The sequence below is a fragment of the Pseudokineococcus marinus genome (genome assembly GCF_013004605.1).
GTDB classification, from domain to species: Bacteria; Actinomycetota; Actinomycetes; order Actinomycetales; family Quadrisphaeraceae; genus Pseudokineococcus; species Pseudokineococcus marinus.
Genome location: NZ_JABEMA010000224.1, coordinates 1 through 5,082, shown reverse-complemented (window position 1 = coordinate 5,082; position 5,082 = coordinate 1). Strand labels below are relative to the sequence as shown.

Genomic DNA, 5,082 nt, shown 5'->3' with positions numbered 1-5,082 from the left:
CGCCATGACGGGCGTGCGGTCGGGCGGGACGCCGAAGGCCGCGCGGACGGCGTCGACGCGCGCGGTCGGCACGCCGAAGGGGCAGGCGCCCAGGCCGGCGTCCTCGGCGCCGAGCAGGAGCAGCGCGACGGCCATGCCCGTGTCCACGTGCCAGTACGGCACGGGCCAGCGGGCGGCGAGGTCGACGGGGGCGTGGTCACCGGAGGCCTTGTCCACCAGCGCGTACCGCTCGCGGTAGGCCTCCTCGCGGCTCCAGGCGACGACGAGGGCCGGGGCGGTGCGCAGCCCCCGCAGCCAGCGGTCGGGCGCCCTCCCCGCCTCGGTCGTCACCTCCCAGTACCGGGCGACGTCGTGGGACCGGCTGAGCACGAGGAAGTCCCAGCCCTGGGACGCACCGGCGCTGGGCGCCCGCGAGGCGAGGTCCACGAGGTCGCGCAGGACGGCCCGCGGCACGGGCGCCGCGGGGTCGAAGGACCGCTGGGCCCGGCGGGCGCGGACGGCGTCGGGCACGTGCACGCGGGCAGTCTCCCCGCTGCGCCCGGTCGGCGTCATGCCCTCGCCGGGCCCGGTCGGTGTCACGTCCTCGCTGCGCTCGGTCGGTGTCACGTCCTCGCTGCGCTCGGTCGGCGTCGTCCCCCGTCGGTACGCTCGGTCGTCGTGGACGAAGCCGTGGAGGAGGCGCCGGGCTACCCGCGCCACTGGGAGGCCGACGTCCTCCTGCGCGACGGGGGCACCGCCCACCTGCGGCCCATCACCCCGGCGGACGCGGAGGCGCTGCAGCGCTTCCACGTGGCGCAGTCGCCCGAGTCGGTCTACCTGCGCTTCTTCTCCGCGATGCCGCGCCTGTCGGAGCGCGACCTGCGGCGCTTCACCCGGGTCGACCACGTGGACCGCGTGGCCCTCGTCGCCACCATCGGCGACGACATCGTCGGCATCGGGCGCTTCGACCGGCTGGACGAGGGCGACGGCGGGCGGGCCACCGCGGAGGTGGCGTTCAACATCTCCGACGCCCACCAGGGGCGGGGCCTCGGCTCCGTGCTCCTCGAGCACCTCGCCGCGGCGGCGCGCGAGCGGGGCGTCCACCGGTTCGTCGCCGAGGTCCTGCCGCAGAACCGGCGCATGACGAGCGTCTTCCGGGACGCCGGCTACGAGGTCACCCACGCCTACGACGACGGCGTCGTCAGCCTGGGCTTCGACATCGACCCGACCGAGCGCTCGCTCGCGGTGACGTCGGCGCGCGAGCACCGCGCCGAGGCGAGCAGCCTCGAGGCGCTCCTGACGCCCCGGTCGGTCGCCGTGGTGGGCGCCAGCCCGCGCCCCGGCTCCGTCGGCGGCGTCCTCCTGCAGGACCTCGTCCGCGGCGGCTACACCGGGCGCCTGCACGCGGTGCACCCGGAGGCCGTCGAGGTGGACGGCGTCCGCGCCTCGGCGAGCCTGCAGGACCTGCCCGAGCCGGTGGACCTCGTCGTCGTGGCCGTGCCGGCGGAGTCCGTGCTCGAGGTCGTCCGCGACGCGGCCCGGGTCAGCGCCCGCGGCGTCGTCGTCGTCTCCAGCGGGTTCGCGGAGACCGGGCCGGCGGGCCTGGAGCGCCAGCGCGCGCTCGTGCGGCTCGCCCGCGCCAACGGCATGCGCGTCGTGGGCCCTAACTCCTTCGGGCTCATCAGCACCGCACCGGAGCTGCGGCTCAACGCCTCGCTCGCGCCCGACCTCCCGCCGGAGGGCGCGCTCGGCCTCTTCAGCCAGTCCGGCGCCCTCGGCGTCGCCGTCCTGTCCTCCGCGGCGCGACGGGGCCTCGGCGTCTCCAGCTTCGTGTCGGCCGGCAACCGGGCCGACGTCTCGGGCAACGACCTCATGCAGTTCTGGGAGGAGGACCCGCGCACCCGCGTCGTGGGCCTCTACCTCGAGAGCGTCGGCAACCCGCGCAAGTTCTCGCGCGTCGCCCGGCGGCTCGCGCGCTCCAAGCCCGTCGTCGTCGTGAAGTCCGGCACGACCGGCGGCGCGCCCCCCGGCCACGCCGTGCGCACCAGCCGCGCCCCCGCCGCGGCCCTCGACGCGATGCTCCGCCAGGCCGGCGTCATCCGGGTGGAGACGATCCACCAGCTCTTCGACACGGCCCAGCTGCTCGTCGCCCAGCCGCTGCCCGAGGGGCAGCGGGTGGCCGTGGTGGGCAACTCGGCGGCGCTGGGGGCCCTGGCGGCCGGGGCGCTCGAGAGCTGGGGCCTGGAGGTGCCCGAGCCGCCGCTGTCGGTGCACCCGGAGGCCGACGCCGAGGAGTGCGCCCGGGCCGTGGAGGAGGTCTTCGCCCGCCCCGGCGTCGACGCCGTCGTCGCCTGCTTCGCCCCGCCCCTCGGCGTCGTCGACACGGGCGTGGCCCGGGCGCTCGCCCGCACCGCCGCGGCCTCCGACCGCACGACGGTCGCCTGCTTCCTCGGCATGCACGGTGTGGAGGAGGCGCTCTCGGCGCCGGGAGCCGACGGACGGCCGCGGGTCGTGCCCGCCTACCCGAGCCCCGAGGACGCGGTGCGCGCGCTCGTCTCCGCCGTGCGCTACGCCCAGTGGCGCCAGCGCGACCCGGGACCCCGCGTGGCCCCCGAGGGCGTCGACGCCGACGCCGCGCGCGCGGTGGTGGAGGAGGCCCTCGCGGGCCTGCCCGCCGACGACGACGGGCGCGTGGCCCTCGAGCTGGGTCCCGCGGCGGCCGGGCGGCTGCTCGCCTGCTACGGCGTCGCGCTGCAGCCGTCGCGGGTCGTCGTCGACGTCGAGGAGGCGCTCGCGGCCGCCGACGACGTCGGGTACCCGCTGGCGCTGCGCTTCGCCGACCGCGAGCTGCGCCGCCGCCGCGACCTCGGCGGCATGCGCACCGACATCGCGAGCCCCGCCGAGCTGCGCGCCGACTGGGCGGCCCTGACGTCCCAACCGGGCGTCGAGGGGCGGCCGGTCCTCGTGCAGGCGATGGCGCCGCCCGGCTCGGCCGTGACGGTGAGCACGATGGAGGACGAGCTCTTCGGCCCCGTGGTGTCCTTCGGGCTGGCGGGGGACGCCTCCGAGCTGCTCGGCGACGTGGCCCACCGCATCCCGCCGCTGACGACGGGCGACGTGGCCGACCTCGTCCGCGGGGTCCGCGCGGCGCCGCGCCTCTTCGGCTACCGGGGCAGCCCGCGGCTCGACGTCGCGGCGCTCGAGGACCTGCTGGCGCGCGTCAGCGTCATGGCCGACGACCTCCCCGAGCTCGCCGAGGTCGTGCTCAGCCCGGTGGTGGTGTCCCCGCAGGGCCTCAGCGTGCTGCTCGCCCGCGTGCGCCTCGAGCGCGCGGCGCGGCGGCGCACGGACACGGGCTCGCGGCGCGTCCTGCGCTGACGCGGCGCCCCGGGCGTGGCCTGCGGGTGCCCCGCGGGGCGAGCCCGCGGCGATCAGGTGCCGAGGGCGCGGACCGGGACGCCGAGGCGCCGGAGCTCCTCGGGCGTCCTCGTCGTCAGCAGCCAGTCCCGGTGCACGGGGTCCGCGTGGGGCCGGTCGTGCTCGACGAGCGCCTCGTCGGTGACGAGCAGGGCGCGGTGGCCCAGCCCGGCGAGCGCGGCCTCGACCGCCGGGACGTCGGCGGCGGGCAGCAGCTCGAGCAGCAGGTCGGGGCGCGAGGCCTCCAGCAGGCGGCGGCCCGAGCGCAGGACCTCTCCCTCGGCGCCCTCGACGTCGATCTTGGCCACGGCGGGTCCCGTCCCGCCGGGCGTCCGGTCGAGCAGGGCGTCGAGCGACGTCGTCGGCACGAGGACGCCGTCCGCGGCCTCCTCGCCGGTCGAGAGGAAGTCCGGCAGCGCGGAGCCCCCGCGGCCCGAGGGGACGCGCAGGGTCCCCCCGTCCCGGCCGACCCCGGCGAGGTGGACCTCGACGTGCGGCAGGAGGTCGTTGGCCAGCAGGTTGTCGAGCAGGGCGACGGCGTTCGCGGGCACGAGCTCGAAGGCGTGCACGCGCGCGGAGGGCTCGGCGAGCGCGGCGACGAGGGAGAAGACCCCGGTGTAGGCGCCGACGTCGAGGACCGTGCGCGCACCGGGGACGAGGCGGGCGAAGACCTCGAGGGCGAGCTGGTCGGCCGCGCCCGGGCGCCGGCCCCCGCCCCAGTGGAGCTCCTTGGCGACGACGCACCGTGCGGGGGACAGCATCGTGAACTCGTGGCCGGCGACGCGGCCCCGCACGCGCCGCACCGTCACCGGGGCGGGCAGCCGGCTCGCCGCGGCCGTGCCGCTGCGACGCTCGACGACGGCGTGCAGCACCGGGGCGACGAGCGGCGCCGAGGCGGCGCGCTTCACGTGCTTCTTGGTGCCGTACCAGGAGCGGCGCCGGGCGTTGCGCGCCGCCGGCCCCGTCGTCACGACCGCGTCGTCGTCCACGCGCGCGACGGTAGCCGTGGCCGCCTCGGCGCGGGGCGCGGGAGCGTCGGTGGCGGGTGGCACGATGCGGGCCGTGCCCTCGTCGCGCCCGCCCCGCTCCTCCGGCCCCTCCGGCCGCACCCCCGCCGGTCGCCGGTCCTCCCCGGCGCCCGGCGACGCGCTGGCGCCCGACCTGCGGCGCGCGGTGGAGCACGCGGGGTACTACCCCGCGCTCGTCGCCGACGTCGTGGCGGTCGCCCTCGGCGGCGAGGAGGCCCGCGCCCACCTCGTGCACCAGGAGACGACCTTCGACGGCGAGGAGGTGCGCCGGCACGTCACGGTGGTCGTGCTGACGCCGACCCGCCTCGTCGTCGCGCACGCCGACGACGGCACGGACCTCGTCGCCGAGGGGTCCGGCTCGCCGCGCGCCCACGCCGCCGCGGCGTCGACGGAGGCCGTGCCGCTGCAGCAGGTGCGCTCGGTGCTCCTGTCCCACGTGGTCCAGCGGCCCGACCTCTACCGGGCGGGCGACCCCGCCGCCGAGCTCACCGTGACGATCGGGTGGGGCTCCGTGCAGCGCCTCGACCTCGAGCCCGCCTCACCGGCGACCCGCTCGCCCTGGCGAGCGCGCTGCGCAAGCTCGAGCGGGGCACGAAGGCGGCCCCGCTGCCGCCGGAGCGCGACCTGGTGAACTCGAGCCACATGATGATCGCCAACC

Annotated in this window: 4 protein-coding genes; 2 read left to right on the top strand and 2 right to left on the bottom strand. The window is 78.1% G+C overall.

The features are described 5' to 3' along the window. A partial coding sequence (locus HLB09_RS12685; RefSeq protein ID WP_171203717.1) for a nitroreductase family protein occupies window positions 1–606 on the bottom strand: 606 nt, incomplete at its 3' end. A gap of 51 nt (window positions 607–657) precedes the next feature. On the opposite strand from HLB09_RS12685, the gene HLB09_RS12680 reads away from it, so the two are divergent. After that, the gene (locus HLB09_RS12680) at window positions 658–3,357 is read left to right on the top strand and encodes a bifunctional acetate--CoA ligase family protein/GNAT family N-acetyltransferase (protein ID WP_322790167.1); all 2,700 of its coding nucleotides are present in this window, start codon (window positions 658–660) and stop codon (window positions 3,355–3,357) included. A 53-nt stretch (window positions 3,358–3,410) separates the two neighbouring features. Here the strand turns inward: HLB09_RS12680 and HLB09_RS12675 are convergent, their stop codons facing one another. Continuing rightward, the gene (locus HLB09_RS12675) at window positions 3,411–4,385 is read right to left on the bottom strand and encodes an FkbM family methyltransferase (protein ID WP_171203716.1); all 975 of its coding nucleotides are present in this window, start codon (window positions 4,383–4,385) and stop codon (window positions 3,411–3,413) included. Window positions 4,386–4,458: 73 nt separating this feature from the next. Here HLB09_RS12675 and HLB09_RS12670 point away from each other — a divergent pair, with 73 nt between their 5' ends. Beyond that, a complete protein-coding gene (locus HLB09_RS12670; protein WP_171203715.1) occupies window positions 4,459–5,055 on the top strand; it encodes a DUF5998 family protein in 597 nt (198 codons plus the stop codon). The last annotated feature ends 27 nt before the right edge of the window (window positions 5,056–5,082 follow it).